18 protein-coding genes are annotated in these 19,124 nt (G+C 64.3%); 11 read left to right on the plus strand and 7 right to left on the minus strand.

The genetic code is table 11. The annotated features are described in order from the left end of the window. The first annotated feature begins 71 nt into the window (after positions 1-71). The 4 genes from ACZ889_RS20760 to ACZ889_RS20775 all read left to right on the plus strand — a co-directional run bounded on the left by ACZ889_RS20760 (position 72) and on the right by ACZ889_RS20775 (position 3,692). A complete protein-coding gene (locus tag ACZ889_RS20760) occupies positions 72-935 on the plus strand; it encodes a LysR family transcriptional regulator (protein WP_004575302.1) in 864 nt (287 codons plus the stop codon). A 135-nt stretch (positions 936-1,070) separates the two neighbouring features. Beyond that, on the plus strand, positions 1,071-1,988 hold the full coding sequence (locus ACZ889_RS20765) for an AEC family transporter (protein WP_003247787.1): 918 nt from the start codon (positions 1,071-1,073) through the stop codon (positions 1,986-1,988). Between the two features lie 34 nt (positions 1,989-2,022). Beyond that, on the plus strand, positions 2,023-2,634 hold the full coding sequence (locus ACZ889_RS20770) for a cell wall hydrolase (protein ID WP_180689821.1): 612 nt from the start codon (positions 2,023-2,025) through the stop codon (positions 2,632-2,634). A gap of 206 nt (positions 2,635-2,840) precedes the next feature. Further along, positions 2,841-3,692, plus strand: coding sequence for a CAP domain-containing protein (locus ACZ889_RS20775; RefSeq protein ID WP_054889308.1), 852 nt, complete (start codon positions 2,841-2,843; stop codon positions 3,690-3,692). A 1-nt stretch (position 3,693) separates the two neighbouring features. On the opposite strand, the gene ACZ889_RS20780 is transcribed toward ACZ889_RS20775, so the two are convergent. After that, the gene (locus ACZ889_RS20780) at positions 3,694-4,671 is read right to left on the minus strand and encodes a GlxA family transcriptional regulator (RefSeq protein ID WP_104887758.1); all 978 of its coding nucleotides are present in this window, start codon (positions 4,669-4,671) and stop codon (positions 3,694-3,696) included. Positions 4,672-4,775: 104 nt separating this feature from the next. Here ACZ889_RS20780 and ACZ889_RS20785 point away from each other — a divergent pair, with 104 nt between their 5' ends. Then, entirely contained in the window at positions 4,776-5,387 is a 612-nt protein-coding gene (locus tag ACZ889_RS20785) for a LysE family translocator (protein ID WP_476257766.1), read from the plus strand. Between the two features lie 48 nt (positions 5,388-5,435). On the opposite strand, the gene ACZ889_RS20790 is transcribed toward ACZ889_RS20785, so the two are convergent. Together ACZ889_RS20790 and ACZ889_RS20795 are read right to left on the minus strand one after the other, a co-directional pair. Continuing rightward, on the minus strand, positions 5,436-6,635 hold the full coding sequence (locus tag ACZ889_RS20790; RefSeq protein ID WP_476257767.1) for an MFS transporter: 1,200 nt from the start codon (positions 6,633-6,635) through the stop codon (positions 5,436-5,438). Positions 6,636-6,741: 106 nt separating this feature from the next. After that, positions 6,742-7,647: a LysR family transcriptional regulator gene (locus tag ACZ889_RS20795; protein ID WP_054889313.1), complete on the minus strand. Its 906-nt coding sequence runs from the start codon at positions 7,645-7,647 to the stop codon at positions 6,742-6,744. Between the two features lie 117 nt (positions 7,648-7,764). Here ACZ889_RS20795 and ACZ889_RS20800 point away from each other — a divergent pair, with 117 nt between their 5' ends. The 3 genes from ACZ889_RS20800 to ACZ889_RS20810 all read left to right on the plus strand — a co-directional run bounded on the left by ACZ889_RS20800 (position 7,765) and on the right by ACZ889_RS20810 (position 12,164). Beyond that, positions 7,765-8,115 (plus strand): cupin domain-containing protein, encoded by a 351-nt coding sequence (locus tag ACZ889_RS20800; protein WP_054889304.1) that lies wholly within the window; start codon positions 7,765-7,767, stop codon positions 8,113-8,115. A 262-nt stretch (positions 8,116-8,377) separates the two neighbouring features. Further along, a complete protein-coding gene (locus ACZ889_RS20805) occupies positions 8,378-10,795 on the plus strand; it encodes a glucose/quinate/shikimate family membrane-bound PQQ-dependent dehydrogenase (RefSeq protein WP_054889303.1) in 2,418 nt (805 codons plus the stop codon). Positions 10,796-10,895: 100 nt separating this feature from the next. After that, positions 10,896-12,164, plus strand: coding sequence for a carbohydrate porin (locus ACZ889_RS20810; protein ID WP_129933173.1), 1,269 nt, complete (start codon positions 10,896-10,898; stop codon positions 12,162-12,164). A 41-nt stretch (positions 12,165-12,205) separates the two neighbouring features. Here the strand turns inward: ACZ889_RS20810 and argE are convergent, their stop codons facing one another. Further along, entirely contained in the window at positions 12,206-13,366 is a 1,161-nt protein-coding gene (argE, locus tag ACZ889_RS20815; protein WP_180689818.1) for an acetylornithine deacetylase, read from the minus strand. Then, the gene (locus ACZ889_RS20820; protein ID WP_476257768.1) at positions 13,359-14,036 is read right to left on the minus strand and encodes a DUF1028 domain-containing protein; all 678 of its coding nucleotides are present in this window, start codon (positions 14,034-14,036) and stop codon (positions 13,359-13,361) included. The genes argE and ACZ889_RS20820 overlap by 8 nt, the downstream gene beginning before the upstream one ends. Positions 14,037-14,353: 317 nt before the next feature. Here ACZ889_RS20820 and ACZ889_RS20825 point away from each other — a divergent pair, with 317 nt between their 5' ends. Continuing rightward, a complete protein-coding gene (locus ACZ889_RS20825; protein ID WP_004575291.1) occupies positions 14,354-15,673 on the plus strand; it encodes a flavin-containing monooxygenase in 1,320 nt (439 codons plus the stop codon). After that, complete coding sequence (locus ACZ889_RS20830; protein ID WP_003247763.1) at positions 15,673-16,089, plus strand: RidA family protein; 417 nt, start codon at positions 15,673-15,675, stop codon at positions 16,087-16,089. Before ACZ889_RS20825 ends, ACZ889_RS20830 begins: the two co-directional genes overlap by 1 nt. A gap of 202 nt (positions 16,090-16,291) precedes the next feature. Here the strand turns inward: ACZ889_RS20830 and ACZ889_RS20835 are convergent, their stop codons facing one another. Then, complete coding sequence (locus tag ACZ889_RS20835) at positions 16,292-17,032, minus strand: SDR family NAD(P)-dependent oxidoreductase (protein ID WP_087534986.1); 741 nt, start codon at positions 17,030-17,032, stop codon at positions 16,292-16,294. Positions 17,033-17,209: 177 nt separating this feature from the next. Continuing rightward, on the minus strand, positions 17,210-18,037 hold the full coding sequence (locus ACZ889_RS20840; protein WP_180689817.1) for an amidohydrolase family protein: 828 nt from the start codon (positions 18,035-18,037) through the stop codon (positions 17,210-17,212). Positions 18,038-18,185: 148 nt separating this feature from the next. Here ACZ889_RS20840 and ACZ889_RS20845 point away from each other — a divergent pair, with 148 nt between their 5' ends. Further along, on the plus strand, positions 18,186-19,124 hold the full coding sequence (locus ACZ889_RS20845) for a LysR family transcriptional regulator (RefSeq protein WP_003247757.1): 939 nt from the start codon (positions 18,186-18,188) through the stop codon (positions 19,122-19,124).

The following is a 19,124-nucleotide window of genomic DNA, read 5'->3' on the forward strand; positions in this document are numbered from 1 at the left end:
GCAGCCTTGTGCTGCGAGAGGGCCGGGCCTGACAATATGCCTCTGTCAGCTGAGAACCGGACCTCAACCGCATGTCCCTGAAAGCCCTGCGCACCTTGGTGACCATCGCCCGCCACGGCACCTTTGCCCGCGCCGCCGACCTGCTCAGCCTCACCCCCTCGGCGGTCAGCCTGCACATCAAAACCCTCGAAGACGAACTGAAGGTGGCCTTGTTCGACCGTAGCCGCAGGCAGGTGGTGCTGACCGAAGCCGGCCAGTTGGCGGTGGCCCGCGCCGAAAGCCTTCTGGCTGCCTATGACGAACTGGCCGATGCCCTGGCCAGCGGCCCAAGCCTGCGCGGCCGCTTGCGCCTCGGGGCGATACACACGGTGCTGGCGCGGCGCTTGCCCAAGGCGCTGGTGTGGATCAAGGCCCATCACCCGCAGCTACACATCAGCGTGGCCTCGGGCATGTCGGCGGAGCTGGCGCGGCGCGTGGAAGACGGTGAGCTCGATGCAGCGATCACCACCGAACCGGTCAGCCCTTACCCGCAGAACCTGGACTTCACACCGCTGTTCGAGGACCGTTTCTGGGCCATTGCCAGCCCTGAGCTGGCCGGGTATAGCGTGCCGCAGTTGCTGGCCAGCCAGCCATTTCTGCGCTTCGACAAGCGTGCCTGGGCCGGCCGGCAAATCGAGCAGGAGCTACGCCGCCAGCAGGTGCAGGTGAGCGAACTGATGGAGCTGGACAGCCAGGAAGCCCTGGCGCGCATGGCCGTGATGGGCCTGGGCGTGGCGGTCATCCCCATGGCGGATGACGACCTGCAACGCTTGCCACCCGCCACCTGCCTGCCGTTTGGCGAGCCGCAGCTGACCCGGCGGGTGGTGTTGCTGGAGCATGAAAAAAGCCAGCGGCGGCATTTGAGTGCGGTGTTGAAGACCGCCCTGGAAGCCTGAAGCCAGGCTGATCCAAGGCGTGATATGCCCCTACCAACATGCATTTTTCCTCAACGGTCACTGAAGAAAACAACGTTTTTACAGATTGATCCGCCCCCGTAGTCTGTGCACGTACCCGACCACGGAATGCTGACCATGCTGCACTTGCTGCTGACCACCCTGCTCCCCATCATCCTGCTGATAGCGCTGGGTACCTTCCTGCGCCTTCGCGGTTTTCTTGCCGAGAGCTTCTGGCCTGGCGCCGAGCGCCTGAGCTACTACGTCCTGCTGCCGTCGCTGTTCCTCCATGGCCTGGCCACCGCCAACCTCGATGGCATACCGGTGCTGGGCATGGCCGGCGCACTGATGCTCTCGACCCTGGCCGGTGCCGTATTGCTGATGCTGTATCAGGGCGCGGCGAACCATGAGGGTGCCGACTTCACCTCGGTGTTTCAGGGCGGTATCCGCTTCAACAACTACATCGGTGCCACCCTGGCTGCGGGCATCTACGGCAGCGCCGGGATTGCCCTGGCGGCGGTGGCCAACGCTGCCATCGTGCCCTTGGTCAACCTGCTCTGCGTGCTGGTGTTTGCCCGCTTCAGCGCCCGTCACAGTTCGCCCGCCACAGTGCTTCGGGCGATCTTCGCCAACCCGTTGATCGTCGGCTGCGCAGGGGGGCTGGTGCTACGGGCCACGGGGCTGGGCTTGCCGGCCGGTATCGACGCCACGGTCAAGGCCTTGGGCCAGGCCGCACTGCCTTTGGGCCTGCTGTGTGTCGGCGCTGCCCTGGGCGGCGCCAGCCTCGGCCAGCAGGTACGGCCGCTGATGGCAGCATCGACGTTCAAGTTCCTGGTCATGCCACTGACCACCTGGGGCGTTTGCCGGCTGCTCGGCCTGAGTGGCCAGGCAGCAGTGGTGGCGGTGTTGTTCCAGGCGCTGCCAACCGCTTCGTCATCTTATGTCATGGCCCGGCAAATGGGCGGCAATGCGCCACTGATGGCCACCCTCATCGCCCTGCAGACCGTGGCTGCGGCCGCCACCCTGCCTTTGGTATTAATGCTTACGCTTGGCTAGACTGAAATTCTGCCCACCGCCTGGTAATGTGCCCATGCGCCTTCACTTGATGCTGATCGGCTTGACCTCGGCCCTGCTCGCAGGCCCCCTGTATGCCGCTGACCCGGCCAAAGCCGCCGTTGCCGAGGACAAGGCCGAAGTGCTTGAAGAAAAGGTCGTTGAAGATGCGCCGCCCCCCAAGAAGGCAGAGAAACTGACCCCAGGCGAAACGCAGGCAGTGGACCCGGCTGGCCAGGCGCCGCTGGATGACAGCATCACCTGCCTGGCACGTACCATCTACTGGGAAGCCAAGGGCGCCGACGCCAAAGACATGACCGCGGTGGCCAGTGTGGTGCTCAACCGCCTGGGCCACGATGGCTTTCCCGACACCATCTGCGCGGTAGTCAAACAGGGTGTGGAGACCAAGGCCTGTCAGTTCTCATGGTGGTGTGACGGGCGCCCGGACCAGGTCGAGGAACCGCAACGCTACGACATTGCCAAAGAGATCGCACGCAAGGCGCTGAACCAGCAGTTGAAAGACCCCACCGGCGGCGCATTGTACTTTCACGACCGCACGGTGCGCCCCGACTGGGCGAAGGCTTATCGCAAGACCGCGCAGACCACCCACTTCCTGTTCTACAAGCCGAACCAGGCGTTGGCCCATTGACGCGCAAACGGCTGACAACGCTGGCTCGATGCGAATGATTGGCAACTGACCGCACTTTTCCACCGGCCAGGGGTCTACTCCCTCTTTTGCCGCCAGTAACGATTGCCGGCGTTTTCATTGCCTTGCACGACCTCGGGCCAAAAGCCCCGGGCTTGTGTAGGATGAGCAGCGCACACCACGACGCTGCCAGTCATAGGGAGATCCACATGCGCGTCCTGACATCCGTTGTCGCCTTGTCACTGGGCCTGGTCGTTTCGACCGGGGCGCTGGCAGCCACCGGCGAAGAGGCGCAGTTGATCGATTCGATCAATGTCTACCGCAGCAAGGCCCAGCCCTGCGGTGGCGAGGCGTCGTTGGAACTGCCGCCGCTCAACAGCGACACACGCCTAGCGCTGTCGCCAGAGGGCACCCGCGACCTGCAACAGGCCATGACCCGCGCCGCCTACCCCATGGTCAGCGTCCAGGCCATCAGCCTGTCGGGGCCACGCGACGCACGCGCCGCCATGCATGCCATCGAGGAAAGCTTCTGCCAGGTGGTGCTCGACCCGCAATTCGTCGATATCGGCGTCAGCCAGGAGGGCCGCGACTGGCGCATCGTGCTGGCACGGCCGCTGCTCAGCGGCCGCCTGGGCGACTGGCAGGCCGAGGGACAGAAGGTGCTGCAGGAGGTCAACGCCGCGCGCAAGGTGCCACGGCAATGCGGCGGCCAGCCGTTTGCCGCCGCCCCGCCACTGAGCTGGAGCACAGTGCTGGCCGGGGTCGCCGCCAACCACACTCGGGCCATGGCCAACCAGAACTTCTTCGATCACATCGACAAGGATGGCCGCACACCCGGTGACCGGGCGGAACTGGCCGGGTATCTGTACCAGCAGATCGGCGAAAATATCACCGCCGGGCGTGACACCGCGCAAAAGGTCGTCAACGGCTGGCTAGACAGCCCAGGGCACTGCGCCACGCTGATGAATCCGGACTTCCGTGAACTGGGCGCTGCCTATGCGATGGACCCCAAGAGCGATGCAGGGATCTACTGGACAGGGTTGTTCGGGACGCCGCAGTAGATCACGTGAGCGGGTAATGACCTGCACGCAACTGCAGGGCCGTACACCCAAACCGACGCCGCACGCACTTGCCAAGGTAGCTGGCATCACCCAGGCCCACCTCATCGGCAATCTGCGCCAGGCTGTGGCTGGAGTTGAGCAAACGCCAGCGCGCCTGCTGCAAGCGCATCTCCAGCCACCAGGCCTTGGTGCTCATCCCGTGGCTGGCCTGGAACTGCCGGTCCAGTTGACGCCGGCTGATGCCCAGTTCTGCAGCCAGCTGCTCCACGGCCAACGGTGTGCCCAGGTGATGACGCATCAGTGCTTGCGCCCGTTGCACCTGGCGCCCCTGACCAGCACCCAGCTCCAGCGAGCGCAAGGCGTGACGGCTGTCGCGGGTCTCGTCCACCAGCATGTCAGCCAGCCCTTTGAGCGCACGGGTTCGCCCGCAAGCGCGTGACAGTAGTGCAACGGCCAGGTCTATGGCGGCAGTGCCACCGGCGCACGTGATGCGGTTGCCATCGATGCAGTACAACTGCTCGCGCAGCAGCTGCAACTGCGGAAACGCAGCACGAAACTCGGCTTCGTGACGCCAGTGCACCACCACCTTGTGCCCCTGCAGCAGGCCGCAGGCAGCCAGCAGGAAGGCGCCATTGTCGACCCCCACCAGCTTGACTCCCGCCTTGGCGGCCTGCCTGAGCAACGCCTGGTAACGTGGCGCCAACGCCGCGGTGGCCATGGCACTGCGACCGCCGAACACCACCAGGTAGTCGAAAAGGTCGAGGTCGAGCTGATCGGCAATGGCCTCGACCTGCAGCACCGCGCCACTGCTCGACGGTACCGGCTCAAGGCTGAGCCCCGCCACCGTCCAACTGCAATAGCGTTGTTGGCTGTAGTCCTCGTCGTCGGCGCTGAAGCGCAATTTGTCGAGAAAGGCGCCAAACGGCAGCAAGGCAAAATCCGGTAACGGCATGATCAGCAAGCGAATGTCGGGCGGCATGAAACCACGTCCAGAAAAGACTCTTGTATGACCAGATAGTACTCTTTCAGCGTGAGCGTTGCGCCATAGACTGTCGCCCTCTCTCGAACAAGGCAGTTTTCAACATGGCACTGGACACCTGGCTCATCTACCTGCTGGCCAGCATCGGCCTGTCGCTGACCCCAGGGCCCAACAGCCTGTTGGCGTTGACCCATGGCGCGCTCTATGGCGCACGGCGAACGCTGTTCACCATCGTGGGCGGGGTATTGGGTTTCAGCGCCCTCATCGCCTTGACCATGTTCGGCCTCAGCGCACTGCTGCAGACCTCGGCGGCAGTGCTGAGCGTCCTGAAGTGGGTGGGTGGGGCTTATTTGATCTGGCTGGGCATTCAACTGTGGCGCAGTCCAGGCCTGCGGCTGGAATTGACCGCGCACAGCGCGCGGCTGGGCAATGCCGGGCTGTTTCGCCAGGGCCTGCTTTCGGCCATGGCGAACCCCAAGGTGCTGCTGTTCTATGGTGCCTTCCTGCCGCAGTTCATCGACCCACAGCGAGGGCTGGTGCTGCAATTTGCGGTGATGGCCGCGACCTTTGCCAGCGTCGAGTTTCTGGTCGAATACCTGCTGGCGCGCCTGGCGTTTCGCATTCGGCCATGGCTGGCAAAGGGTGGCAAAGGTTTCAATCGTTGCTGCGGGAGCCTGTTTGCCTTGATTGGCCTGGCGCTGCCGCTTGGCCGATAGCGGGCCCGCGAACACGGGCGAAGCCCGTGCCCTGCACCGCGTAACGGTTCAACCCCGGCGTGCTTTGAGTAGGAACACAACCAGCGCCACACCCGGCAACCCCGCCCCCACCAGTGCCACGCCCTGCCAGCCAAACTGGCTGAACAACGCACTGGCCACCGCCGACCCCAGCGCCCCGCCGAGGAAGATGCTGGTCATGTACACCGCATTCAGCCGCCCGCGGCTGGCCGGGTCCAGTGCGTACACTTCACGCTGGCCGATGACCATGTTCATCTGCACCGCAAAGTCCAGCAACACGCCGGTAAGGCCCAGGCCAATCACGCTGTAACCCGGCACTGTCAGCCCCAGCAACAAGGCCGCCGGCGCCAGCAAAAGCGCCAGCAGCGAGCCGGCCCGGGCATGCCCGGCATCGGCCAGGCGGCCGGCCATGGGCGCAGCAACGGCACCCACCGCGCCGACAAGGGCGAACACAGCGATCTGACTTTGTGACAGGCCATGCTCACCGGCAAGCGCCATCGGCACTGCCGTCCAGTAAAGGCTGAACGCTGCAAACATCAATGCCTGGAACAACGAACGCTGGCGCAACAGCGGATAACGACGCAGCAGTGTGAGCAACGACAGCATCAGCCCGGCATAGCTGGCTTTGTGCTCGGGCCGCCGCTGCGGCAAGGTCAATGACAGCAACAGGATGATCGCCAGCATTACCCCGGCGGCGCCAATGAACACCGCACGCCAGCCGAAGTGGTCGGCCACCACGCTCGACAGCGGTCGCGCCAGAAGGATGCCCAGCAGCAAGCCGCCCATGATGTTACCGACCACACGACCACGCTGCTGCTCCGGCGCCAGATGCGCCGCCAGCGGGATGAGCATCTGCACCGACACCGAACTGAAGCCGATCAGCAGTGCGTAACCCAGGAACAGCTGCCCCTGGCCACTGCTGCTGGTGCCCGCCAGCAGCAGGCTGACGCAGGCCAGGACCGCGGTGGCCACCATCAGGCGGCGGTTTTCCAGCAGGTCGGCCAGCGGTACCAGCAATAAAAGGCCCAGGGCATAGCCCAGCTGAGTGAGGGAAACGATCAGGCTGGCATGCTCGGTGGACAGCCCCAGGTCCGGGGCGATCAGCCCGACGATGGGCTGGGCGTAGTAGATGTTGGCGACGATCGCGCCGCAGCAGAACGCCAGCAGCACTACCAGAGCCCGGCTCAGGCTGGCGGCTGCCGGTTGCGCTGTCGCAAGGGAGGGGTTCATGCGAAGTTCCTCGACAAGGGTTGGGTATATGCCGGCCACCTTACCCATGGACGTCAGCGCCGAGAATCCCGCGGTGGCGCAATGCGGCTTTGCGCACTGCGCAACACTAGTGACCGTGTATGAGCAAATTTTCGCAAAAGTCGATGAATGCGTTTACTCGCCGTGAGCCCCGGTGGTTGGGCATATACAGGGCGTTGATGCTGCTATTGGCTGCGCCAGGACTGGCCTGCCAGTCGGGGAATACCCGTTGCAGGCGCCCTGCCAACACATCCTCGCGTACCAGCCAATCGGCCAGCAGTGCGATACCACTGCCTGCCAGTGCCGTTTCACGCAACATGTCGGCATTGGCGCTGCGCAAGGGCCCGCTTACGTCCAGTTCCAGGCTGTCCTGGCCACAGGTCAGGCGCCAGGGGCGCGCTTTCTGCCCATAGCGAAAGCGCAGGCAGGCATGGTCAAGCAACTCCCGGGGATGCTGCAGTGGCTCACGCCCGGCCAGGTAAGCCGGGCTGGCCACCAGCCAACGCTGAAAACGGCCGAGCCGGCGGCACACCAATTCGTCATTGGGCGAAGGGTCACCCAGGCGAATCGACAGGTCATAGCGCCCGTCAAGCAAGTCGTCCAGGCGGTCGCTGAGGTCGATGTCCAGTTCCAGCGCCGGGTGCTGCGCCAGGAATGGCCCCAGGTGCGGGGCGATGACCCGCCGGCCGAACTCCACTGGCAGGCTCAGGCGCAGTACACCGACAGGCTCCTCGCCGCGATCGGCGATGCTGGCATCCGCCTCGTCCAGTGCTTCAAAAATGCCCCGTGCCCGCTGGTAGTAACGGGCGCCGGCCTCGGTCAGGCTGACCTGGCGCGTCGAGCGGTTGAGCAAGGTGGCGCCCAGCGACGCTTCCAGGGCATCGACCAGACGTGTCACCGACGATGTCGCCAGCCCTAGCCTGCGCGCGGCAGCAGAAAAGCCTTGGGCATCGACAGTGGCCACGAACATTTTCATCGCCAGCAGCTTGTCCATGTTCAGCCCGTCTTCCAAAACTCGGAAAGTTCTTACAAACAGCCGGGCGGGTCAAGCCGCGCGCGCCAAGGCGATTGCGTCCATAGTGGAATCCACCCATTTCCAAGGAGGCTCACCATGACCCTGAACAACCTGCTGACCGCCCTGCCGCCCTGCGATCCCGCCAGCGCCGAACGTGTCGACGAATTGCTCAGCCGCCCGGGCATCCGCGTGGAGCGTATCGTCTCCAGCGGGCAGGCCAGCCCACCCGGCTTCTGGTACGACCAGGCCGAAGGCGAGTGGATCATGTTGCTCAGTGGGGCTGCCGCCCTGCGTTTCGAGCACGAGCGCCACACCCGCCTGCTGGCGCCGGGCGATTGTCTGGACATCCCCCCGCACGACCGCCACCGCGTGGAATGGACCGCGCCCGGCACCGCCACCATCTGGCTCGCGGTGTTCTATAGCAGCAGCACCCCATGGCCGGCCTGAAGGGGCCATGCCTGCCCGTGCACAAGACGCAGTTGTCCCGTCGCCGTGCAAGGTTGGGCTTACGACCAAAGCATGAATACAAATCGAATAGGCGTCATAAACGCCCCGTTCAATGCGTTTTTCAGCACATTATCTATACTTTTAGCCACATCTTCGTAAGTTCAGCCCTGCGACAATCAGCCTCGCTCAATTATGTACCAACTTGTTAATTAGCAAGCTAAGGGCTTAAACTGCGCGCATTCCACCTGCTGAGATCCCTGGCATGAAAGAAACACCGCGCGCCTCTGGCGCCACACACTTCATCCTGGTCGGCCTGGGCGTGATCATCGCCCTGCTCGGCCTCCTCCTGGCTGCTGGCGGCGTCAAGCTCGCCGGTCTGGGCGGTTCCTGGTACTTCCTGATCGGCGGCTTGGCCATGGCCATCGCCGGTGTTCTCATTGCTCGCCGCAAGAAGGCTGGCGCCTGGCTGTATGCCGTGTTCCTGGTCGGTACTGCCATCTGGGCACTGATCGATGCGGGCCTGGTGTTCTGGCCGCTGTTCTCGCGCCTGTTCATGTTCGGCGCAATCGGCATGGTCGTGGCGCTGGTTTACCCGCTGCTGGCGCGTGCCAACGGCGCCAGCGCCGGGCGCGGTGCGTACGGCGTAGCCGGGGTAATGGCCGTGGTATTGGTGATCGCGGTCGGCAACATGTTCGTTGCCCACCCAAGCGTCGCCCCCACCGGCAAAGGCCCGGGCATGACCCCGGTCGAAGCCGGCAAAGAACAGAAAGACTGGGCCCACTACGGCAACACCGAAGGTGGCAGCCGCTTCGCCGCGCTTGACCAGATCAACCGGGACAACGTCAACAAGCTGAAAGTGGCCTGGACCTACCACACTGGCGACGTGGCGGTCAGCGACGGCAACGGTGCCGAAGACCAGCTGACCCCGCTGCAGATTGGCAACAAGGTGTTCATCTGCACCCCGCACAACAACCTGATCGCACTCGATGCCGACACCGGCAAAGAACTGTGGAAGAACGAAATCAACGCCCAGTCCAAGGTCTGGCAGCGCTGCCGTGGCATGGCGTACTTCGACGCCACCGCCGCCATCGCCCAACCGACCCAGCCGAACAGCTCGCCGGTCACCGGCGGTACCGTACCGGCTGGCGCCAACTGCCAGCGTCGCCTGCTGACCAACACCATCGATGGCCGCCTGATTGCCGTCGACGCCGACACCGGCGAGTTCTGCCAGGGCTTCGGCAACAACGGCCAGGTCAACCTGATGGCCGGCCTGGGTAACGTGCCAGACTCCTACTACCAGCTGTCTTCGGCACCGCTGATGGCCGGCACCACCGTGGTGGTTGGCGGCCGTGTTGCCGACAACGTCCAGACCGATATGCCAGGCGGCGTGATCCGCGGCTTTGACGTGATCACCGGTGAAATGCGCTGGGCCTTCGACCCGGGCAACCCGGAAGACCGCCAGGCTCCGCAGGGCGACAAGACCTACGTGCGCAGCACCCCGAACAGCTGGGCACCGATGTCCTATGACCCGGCGATGAACACCGTGTTCCTGCCGATGGGCTCGTCCTCCACCGACATCTACGGTGTTGAACGCAGCAAGCTGGACCACACCTACGGCGCTTCGGTGCTGGCCCTGGATGCCGCCACCGGCAACCAGAAGTGGGTGTTCCAGACGGTGCACAACGACCTGTGGGACTTCGACCTGCCGATGCAGCCGAGCCTGATCGACTTCACCAAGGACGACGGCCAGTCGGTACCTGCGGTGGTGATCGGCACCAAGGCCGGGCAGATCTACGTGCTCGACCGTGCCACCGGCAAGCCGCTGACCCAGGTCGACGAAGTACCGGTCAAGCCAAGCAACATCCCGAACGAGCCGTACTCCCCTACCCAGCCCAAGTCGGTGGGCATGCCGCAGATCGGCGCGCAGACCCTGACCGAATCGGACATGTGGGGCGCCACCCCGTATGACCAACTGCTGTGCCGCATCGACTTCAAGAAGATGCGCTACGACGGCCTGTACACCGCGCCGGGTACCGACCTGTCGCTGAGCTTCCCGGGTTCGCTGGGTGGCATGAACTGGGGCAGCATTTCTACCGACCCGGTACATGGCTTCATCTTCGTCAACGACATGCGTCTGGGCCTGTGGATCCAGATGATCCCGTCGCAGAACAAAGGTGGCGCGGCTTCCGGTGGCGAAGCACTGAACACTGGCATGGGCGCGGTACCGCTCAAGGGCACCCCGTATGCCGTGAACAAGAACCGCTTCCTGTCGGTCGCCGGCATTCCATGCCAGGCACCGCCGTTCGGCACCCTGACCGCCATCGACATGAAGACCCGCCAGGTGGCCTGGCAGGTGCCGGTAGGCACCGTTGAAGACACCGGCCCGCTCGGCATCCGCATGCACCTGCCGATCAAGATCGGCCTGCCAACCCTTGGCGGCACCCTGTCGACCCAAGGCGGCCTGGTGTTCATCGCCGGTACCCAGGACTTCTACCTGCGTGCCTACGACAGCAGCAACGGTAACGAAATCTGGAAGGCTCGCCTGCCCGTGGGCAGCCAGGGCGGCCCGATGACCTACGTCTCGCCGAAGACCGGCAAGCAGTACGTGGTGATCACCGCTGGCGGCGCCCGCCAGTCGACTGACCGCGGCGACTATGTGATTTCTTACGCTCTGCCGTAAGACCGCGTCGCCTGCTTCGCGGGCAAGCCCGCTCCTACAAGGCCCCTGTAGGAGCGGGCTTGCCCGCGAATGCCCCTCAAAGACAATCCGAGATTCTGTAATGCCATCCGCAATTCGCATCACCCCCACCCTGCTGCTGGCCCTGGCCAGCACCACCGCACTTGCCAACGACGACCTCATGACCCGCAGCACCCTGACCGGTGACTGGGGCGGCCTGCGTCATCAACTCGAAGAAGACGGCGTCAAGATCACCGGCGACTACAGCGGTGAAACCGCCTACAACGCCCATGGCGGCCTGCACCGTTCGGCGCGCTATTCGCAGAACGTCAAGCTGGGCGTGCAGTTCGACCTGTCGAAACTGTACGGCCTGGACAACGGCGGCAAGGTCCAGCTGACCATCAACGACCGCCGCGGCAACAGCGCCTCGGAAGACCTGGTCGGCAACCGCCTGCCAATCCAGGAAAACTACGGTGGCCTGTACACCCGCCTGACCGAGCTGAGCTACGAGCGCACGCTGTTCACCCCGGCGCTCAACGTAAAACTCGGCTACATGGCCATGGGCAACGACCTCGGCGGCCTGGACAGCGGCATCCTGTGCAACTTCATGAACGCCGGCTTCTGCGGCCACCCGCTGAACATGTCCGGCGGCAGTGGCTGGACCAACTACCCCAACGCCCACCTCGGCGTGCGGGTGAAGTACGACCTGTCGCCAGCCTGGCAGCTGCGCGTGGCGGCGTTCAACGTCGACCCCGAGAGCAACGGCAACTCCAGCCGCGCCTGGCACCTGGGGCCCAAGCACACCACCGGCACCGTGGTACCGGTAGAACTGGTATACAAGCTGCAGGGTGAACTGCCAGGCGAGTACAAACTGGGCTACTACTACGACAGCTCTGATGTGAAACGCATCGGCAGCGACGATGAAGTGTCCGGCCGAGGTGGCCATTACCTGCTGGTCGACCAGGCGGTGTGGAACGACCAGGCCTCCCCAGGCCGAAGCCTGCACGCCTTCGGCCAGTACTCGGCGTCGAGCAAGGCCGCCTCGCCGTTCACCAAGTGGTATGGCGCCGGCGTGGTGTTGTACAAGCCATTCGAAGGCCGCCCGAAGGATACCGTGGCACTGGGTTACGGCCGGGCCGTGCCCAACCCGCGTAGCCGCGATGTGCTGGAGGATGCCGCGTTCAACGCGGGCCAGCAGTTCCCGGATATCGACAGCGCCGAGCAGTTGATCGAACTGAGCTACGGCTACCAGGCCACACCGTGGCTGAACCTGCGTCCGGATGTGCAATACATCATCGAGCCAGGGGCGTTTTCGGGCAAAGACATCGACAATGCACTGGTGGTTGGCCTGCAGGTCAAGGCGACCTTCTGAGTTACCGGGGCCGCACTGCGGCCCATCCACCGTCGCAACCCTCAAGCCAGCTTGAGGTAGTCCACCAGCCTCAGCAGCATGGCATCACAGCCGCGCAACTGCTCGACACTGACAAACTCATCCGGCTTGTGGCCCTGGTCCATGCTGCCAGGGCCGCACACCACGGTGGGGATGCCCGCCTGGTCGAACAAGCCACCTTCGGTACCAAACGCTACCGTGCCGAACGTATCCGAGCCGCTGAGTAGCGCCACCAAGCGCGCAGCCTCGCTGTCTTCCGGTGTCGCCAGCCCCGGATAGGCACTCAGCGGCGCCAGGCGAATGGCGCTGGCGGTATTGACCTTGCGCATACGCGGCAGCAACTCGGCTTCAGCATAGGTTTGTAACTGGTCGGCCACCGCCTGCGCCTCGAACCCAGGGAGCGCGCGCACTTCGAAATCGAACTCGCACTCGGCCGGCACGATGTTCAGCGCCCTGCCCCCTTTGATCACGCCGGTCTGCACCGTGGAGAACGGCGGATCGAAGCGCTCGTCGTGATGAGCCGGCAGTGCCAGGGCCTCGCCGATTTCACCCAACTTGCCAATCAGTTTCGCCGCATACTCGATGGCGTTCACCCCATACGGCGCGTACGCCGAATGGCACGCTGCGCCCTGTACCTGGCAACGCATTGCCAGCTTGCCCTTGTGCCCCAGCACCGGTTTGAGTTCGGTGGGTTCACCGATCAGACACAGCCGTGGTTTACACGGGCGCTGTTCGAGGGCAGCCAGCATCGAGCGCACGCCCAGGCAACCGACTTCTTCGTCATAGGAAAATGCCAGGTGTACCGGCATGCGCAGCGGCTGCGCGAGAAACGCGGGCACAGCAGCCAGCACCGAGGCGATAAAGCCTTTCATGTCGGCCGTGCCGCGGCCATACAGACGGCCGTCACGCTCACTCAGGGCAAACGGCTCGACCGTCCAGGCCTGGCCATCCACCGGCACCACATCGGTATGCCCAGACAGCACCACACCACCCACATCCCTAGGGCCGACAGTGGCGAACAGGTTGGCCTTGGTGCCCTCCGGGTTATGGAACAGCTCGCACTCCACCCCCAGCTCGGCAAGGTAATCACGGATAAAACCGATCAGCGCCAGGTTGGAGTCGCGGCTCACCGTGGCAAAGCCGATCAGCCGGGCCAGCAGCGCGCGACTGGCAAATTCACTCATCGCCCGGCACCCCATAGCTTGGCGCGGCGGTCGGGTTGAGGGCGCGGGTGACGTAATCCTGCATCTGCGGGCGATAGGCTTGCCACAAGCCATCGAGCACGCCGATCGGGTCGCTGTCGGCCCAATCGACGCGCAGGTCCACCAGCGGCCAGGTCAGCTCGCCAGCAATCTTCAGCGCCGCCGAGTGCACGGGCCCGGCTTCGCCACCCGCGGCCATCGCCGCGTGCATGGCTGCCAGCAGGCGGTCGGCCAGGTGGCCGCCGGCCTGCTCGAAGGCCAGCACCATGGCTTCGATCACCTGGGTCGAGGACAGCAGGTTGCCGGCCGCCGCGCATTGTTCGCCGGCCATTGCATGGTGTGTGCCCAAGGCTTCCCGCCCGGTGAACAGGGCCACCTGGCCGTGGCTGTCGATCACCGTGACCTGGCGGTACTCACTCCAGCCATTGGCACTGAGCACCCTGTCCAGCACAGCGGCGGGCGGCAACTGGCCATGCTCCAGGGCATCGAGAATCTGCGGGCCCAGCGCCGGCAGGGTGATGTTCTGGGTCGAGACCGCGCCCACACCGGCACGCACCCAGGGGCAACGGGCACCCACGGCGATGCTCGACGAGCTGATGGCAATACCGACCTGGCCGGTTTCCTGGCAACGACCAATGATGGAGAACGTCATGTCATGGTTCCTGTTGTGCTGTGCGATACACGGCATTCTGAGTGGAACCTTCGAGCGGGCGAAACGACCTTTTTCCGAGGGGGTAGGCAGGAAAAAACTATGCTCTAGGGCCCGCTCTCTGCACCCGCTCGAAAAACCACGTCACCCACCCGGCCAACCCGCCCCACAGGCCAGAAAACTCAAGGCCTTCGCCGTTTTATCGGCAAGCACCAGCTAAATACTATTTTCGCCATTTCCACGGCATCCCTAGTCTGGCTCCAGGCAACGGCGGTCCTCCAAACCGACCTGACAATAACCGCCTGAACAAGGGCTCGGACATGACACTGAACAACCTCGAAATCGACACCCTCGTCGTCGGCGCCGGCCAGGCCGGCGTGGCCATGAGCGAACACCTGAGCAAGCTTGGCGTGCCGCACCTGGTACTGGAGCGCAACCGCATCGCGCAGGCCTGGCGTACCGGCCGCTGGGACTCGCTGGTCGCCAACGGCCCGGCCTGGCACGACCGCTTCCCGGGGCTGGAATTCAACCTCGACGCCGATGCATTCGCCGGCAAGGACCAGGTGGCAGACTACTTCGAGCAGTACGTACGCAAGTACAACCTGCCCGTGCGCACCGGCATTGAAGTGAAGCGCGTGGTGCGGAACAGCGATCGCCCAGGCTTCACCATCGACACCAATGAAGGCGTGATTCGCGCCAACCGCGTAGTCGCTGCCACCGGCCCGTTCCAGAAGCCGGTGATCCCGGCCATCGCGCCGAAAGACAGCAACCTGCACCAGATTCATTCCGCCGCTTATTTCAACCCAGAGCAGTTGCCTGAAGGCGCGGTACTGGTGGTCGGTGCCGGTTCTTCCGGTGTGCAGATTGCCGAGGAATTGATGCGCGCCGGGCGCCAGGTGTACCTGTCGGTCGGCGCCCACGACCGCCCGCCGCGTGCCTACCGCAACCGCGACTTCTGCTGGTGGCTGGGCGTGCTGGGCGAGTGGGACGCGGAAATTGCCAAGCCCGGTCGCGAGCATGTGACCATCGCGGTCAGCGGCGCCCGTGGTGGCCACACCGTGGACTTCCGCGCCCTCGCCCACCAGGGCATGACCCTGGTCGGCCTGACCCAGTCGTTCGAGAACGGCGTGGCGCGCTTCCAGGACAACCTGGTCGAGAACATCAACCGCGGCGACGACAACTACCTGGCCCTGCTGGATGCGGCCGATGCCTACATCGAGCGCAACGGCCTGGACCTGCCGGAAGAGCCCGAAGCCCGCCAGCGCCTGGCCGACCCGGAGTGCATGCGCAACCCGCTGCAGCAGCTGGACCTGGCCAAGGCCGGCGTCCGCAGCATCATCTGGGCCACCGGTTACGGCGTGGACTTCAGCTGGCTGCAGGTAGACACCTTCGATGCCAACGGCAAGCCCCAGCACCAGCGTGGTGTGGCCCGTGAACCGGGCGTGTACTTCCTCGGCCTGCCGTGGTTGTCGCGCCGTGGTTCATCGTTCATCTGGGGGGTGTGGCACGACGCCAAGCACGTCGCCGGCCACATCGCCACGCAACGTACCTACACCGCCTACCGCGACCGCGAGCAACGCGCAGCGGATGAGCAGCAAACCGCCAAGATCAGCAATGTCAGCACCCTCGGAGCCCACTGATGCCTACCCATACTCGCATCCGCATGTTCAACACCAAGGAAACCTACCCCAACCAGACCCTGGACAACGACTTGTGCCAGGCCGTGCGGGCGGGCAATACCATCTACGTGCGTGGCCAGGTCGGTACCGACTTCGAAGGCAAGCTGGTAGGCCTGGGTGACCCGCGCGCACAAACCGAACAGGCGATGAAGAACGTCAAGCAACTGCTTGAAGAAGCCGGCTCGGACCTGTCGCACATCGTCAAGACCACCACCTACATCACCGACCCGCGCTTCCGCGAGCCGGTGTATAAAGAGGTGGGCAAATGGCTCAAGGGCGTGTTCCCGATTTCCACCGGGTTGGTGGTGGCCGGGTTGGCCCAGGCCGAGTGGCTGATGGAGATCGACGTGATCGCCGTGGTACCCGATCAGGAATAACCACAGGCCTGAATGACGGCGGGTGACTGCCACCTGCCCGTCCAGCCACGCCTGGGTTGCCCGTGCCGCTGCTTGCAAGCGTTGAGGTGCGGGCACGCCAACGGACGACGGCACTTGCACACTGAGACGTCGCCCGCAGTTCGCGCGTGGCTGGCTACCCGGCGCAGCTCCAACGCCATCGGGCGTACCACACCCAGCCCACTCAGTAGGTCGCCCTCCCGCCGCTGAGGTCAAACACAAAGCCAGTGGTAAAGCTGCACTCAGGCCCGGCGATCCAGCTGACCATGTTGGCGATCTCCTCGGCCTTGAGGAAGCGCCCCATGGGGATCTTGGCCTTGCTCGCGGCAATATGCTCGGCCGTCATCTCGGCCATCAGCGGCGTCTCGACCATCGCCGGTGCCACACAGTTGAGCAGCACGCCATCCTGCGCCAGCTCCTTGGCTGCCGCCTTGGTGAAGGCGATGACCCCGGCCTTGGCTGCCGAATAGCCCGAGATGTACTGCACACCCTCCTTGCCGGCCATGGAGGCGATATTGACGATGCGCCCGTAGCCGCGCTCACGCATGTGCGCGATGGCGGTGCGGCAGCAATAGAACACACCGTTCAGGTCGATGGCGATGACCTTGTCCCAGGCCTCTGGCGGGTACTCCCAAGACGCCACCACCGGGCCGTTGATGCCGGCATTGTTGACCAAAATCTGCACCTGCCCCAAACGCGCCAGCGTCTGGGCAAAAGCCGCCTCCACCGAGGCCAGCGACGACACATCCACTGCCTGGCGCAGCACCGGCTCGAAGCCGTTTTCCGTGCTGTTCCAGCCATCGACGGCAAGGTCCCAGATCACCACCTGGGCGCCGGCGACATGCAAGCGGCGGGCAATCGCCAGGCCGATGCCACGCATGCCACCGGTGACGATAGCGGTTTGGCCTTGCAGGTACTGGCTCATTGTTCAGCTCCATTTTCGACAGAAGGAATATCCGGCAAGCAACGCAGGTCACATGCCCTTTGGGGCGCTAGCCGAGACGATCCTCCAGGCCATGGAGGATGCCGCCCGGGACGGGTGTTCTGTTCAGTGTTCATCACGATTGCGCGCTTGTTGTTGGAAGGGCACACAACGGAGGGGCTAGGCGAACCCGAACAATCGCCGAGGGGTGTCCCACATCACTGTGCGGCGCAGCCGGGCATCCGGCATCAGGCGCTCGGCCAGCTTCAGCAGCGGGCCGTAGTCCAACCGCGCGGGTTGGCGAATGAACGGCCAGTCCGACCCCCACACACAGGCTTGGGCGCCAAAGGCTTCGAGCAGGGCCTGCACGTATGCACTGCTCTGTTCGAACAAGGCATCCGCTGCGGCAAACTTCTGCATGCCTGACAGCTTCACGCAGGCGCGGCCACTGTCGGCCAGCCGCAGCAACGCCTGGAAGCCGGCTTGCTGGACACCGGCAGCGACATCCGGGCGGCCGCAATGGTCAATCAACAGACGAGCCTGCGAGCCTTGCAGCAGGCCGTGCAGGTCCAGCAACTGGTCGTCACACACCTGCAGCTGGGCGAACATGCCAAGCTCGGCGAGCTTGCCGAACAGCCCGTCAACGCCCTTGAGGCTGGCTACCCCGTAAAGCGCGGGGTTGAAGGCGATACCCACCACGCCTTGCGCCTGTAACGCCGCCAGCGCGTCGAGGTTGATGTCCGCCTTGACCACCGCCACCCCCTTGAACCGCCCCTGCCCGCTGGCCAAGGCATGCAGCAGGCAGCGGTTGTCGGTGTGGTAGCCGCTGTTGGGGCCCACCAGCAAGGCATGTTGCACGCCGTAAGCCTCCATCACCCGGGTGAACTGCGCCAGGGTGGCGACCTCCTGGCCGGAGGGCGCATAGGGTGCATCGGGGTGATAGGGGAAACGGGCGGGGTCAAACAAATGGTTATGGCAATCGATCTTCGCTTCGTCAAATATGTTCACGCAGCACTCCCGTCAAGCGCCACTGCGCTTGTCTGCAGATCTTGTTATTGTGCGCCGCAAGGGCAGTTAGGCTGGGGTTAACGATACTGTGTGGCCGGCTTTGACGCTCATACCCAGATGGCGAAAACCATAACCGAAGGTAATACACATGCTGCTTGGCAACGAAGGCGCAGACGCAAGCCCCATGGTGTTCAAGCTGCGGCACATGGAAGTGTTCAGGGCGGTGATGCTGACGGGCTCGATCAGCGCGGCGGCCAAATTGCTGTATGTGTCGCAGCCGGCGGTGAGCAAGTTGATCCAGTACATCGAAGCGCGCCTGGCCTACCCGCTGTTCGAGCGCGTCAACAACCGCCTGGTGCCGACGGCCGAAGCGCAGGTGCTGTTTCGCGAAGTCGAGCGGGTGTACCAGGCAGCGTTGCAGGTCAACGAATGCGCCCTCGCGCTGGGCGCTGGCGGCCAGCGCAAGTTGCGTATCTCGTGCAGTGCATCGTTGTCCACGGTGGTGATCCCGATGGCCCTGGCCCAGCTCAAGCGTGAATCACCGTCACTGAATATCGAGTGGCAAACCTCGTTGATGGGCGAAATGCCCAATCAGATCTTGTCGAAGAAGGTCGACCTGTCGATCGCCGCCCTGCCGGTGGTGCACGACCACCTGCATTCGCAAGCGTTCATGCGTGGACGCATGGTGGTGGTGATGCCGCCAGGTCACCCTTTGGCCGGTCAGCCCGCGCTGACCTTGCAGCAGCTGGAGGGCCATGCGTTGCTGCTGTTCCGGCCCGACATGCCGTTTGGCAAGCTGTTGGCCGAACACATCGGGCGCCGCGGGCTACAGCTGAAATCACTGTTGTCGTTCACCAATGCCAACGAGGCTGTGGCGTTGGTCAAGCAAGGCATGGGCATCAGCGTGATCGACGAGTTCGTTGCACAGGACAGCGGGCTCGCGGTGGTGCCGTTGGCCGATGAGATTCACTTCGATATCAGCTTCGTCTATTCGCGCTTCGAGCCGCCCTCGCATGCAGCGCTGCAGTTGATGCGGGTGTTGCAGGGGCAGGCGCAGAAGCTGGGGCGGGCGCTTGCGCCGGGCTGA

The sequence above is a fragment of the Pseudomonas sp. TE3895 genome (assembly GCF_056278855.1).

Bases quoted from the DNA above. Each gene is read 5' to 3' on its own strand.
- ACZ889_RS20760 (WP_004575302.1), top strand. From the start codon at position 72: ATGTCCCTGAAAGCCCTGCGCACCTTGGTGACCATCGCCCGCCACGGC.
- ACZ889_RS20765 (WP_003247787.1), top strand. From the start codon at position 1,071: ATGCTGCACTTGCTGCTGACCACCCTGCTCCCCATCATCCTGCTGATA.
- ACZ889_RS20770 (WP_180689821.1), top strand. From the start codon at position 2,023: ATGCGCCTTCACTTGATGCTGATCGGCTTGACCTCGGCCCTGCTCGCA.
- ACZ889_RS20775 (WP_054889308.1), top strand. From the start codon at position 2,841: ATGCGCGTCCTGACATCCGTTGTCGCCTTGTCACTGGGCCTGGTCGTT.
- ACZ889_RS20780 (WP_104887758.1), bottom strand. From the start codon at position 4,671: ATGCCGCCCGACATTCGCTTGCTGATCATGCCGTTACCGGATTTTGCC.
- ACZ889_RS20785 (WP_476257766.1), top strand. From the start codon at position 4,776: ATGGCACTGGACACCTGGCTCATCTACCTGCTGGCCAGCATCGGCCTG.
- ACZ889_RS20790 (WP_476257767.1), bottom strand. From the start codon at position 6,635: ATGAACCCCTCCCTTGCGACAGCGCAACCGGCAGCCGCCAGCCTGAGC.
- ACZ889_RS20795 (WP_054889313.1), bottom strand. From the start codon at position 7,647: ATGGACAAGCTGCTGGCGATGAAAATGTTCGTGGCCACTGTCGATGCC.
- ACZ889_RS20800 (WP_054889304.1), top strand. From the start codon at position 7,765: ATGACCCTGAACAACCTGCTGACCGCCCTGCCGCCCTGCGATCCCGCC.
- ACZ889_RS20805 (WP_054889303.1), top strand. From the start codon at position 8,378: ATGAAAGAAACACCGCGCGCCTCTGGCGCCACACACTTCATCCTGGTC.
- ACZ889_RS20810 (WP_129933173.1), top strand. From the start codon at position 10,896: ATGCCATCCGCAATTCGCATCACCCCCACCCTGCTGCTGGCCCTGGCC.
- argE (WP_180689818.1), bottom strand. From the start codon at position 13,366: ATGAGTGAATTTGCCAGTCGCGCGCTGCTGGCCCGGCTGATCGGCTTT.
- ACZ889_RS20820 (WP_476257768.1), bottom strand. From the start codon at position 14,036: ATGACGTTCTCCATCATTGGTCGTTGCCAGGAAACCGGCCAGGTCGGT.
- ACZ889_RS20825 (WP_004575291.1), top strand. From the start codon at position 14,354: ATGACACTGAACAACCTCGAAATCGACACCCTCGTCGTCGGCGCCGGC.
- ACZ889_RS20830 (WP_003247763.1), top strand. From the start codon at position 15,673: ATGCCTACCCATACTCGCATCCGCATGTTCAACACCAAGGAAACCTAC.
- ACZ889_RS20835 (WP_087534986.1), bottom strand. From the start codon at position 17,032: ATGAGCCAGTACCTGCAAGGCCAAACCGCTATCGTCACCGGTGGCATG.
- ACZ889_RS20845 (WP_003247757.1), top strand. From the start codon at position 18,186: ATGCTGCTTGGCAACGAAGGCGCAGACGCAAGCCCCATGGTGTTCAAG.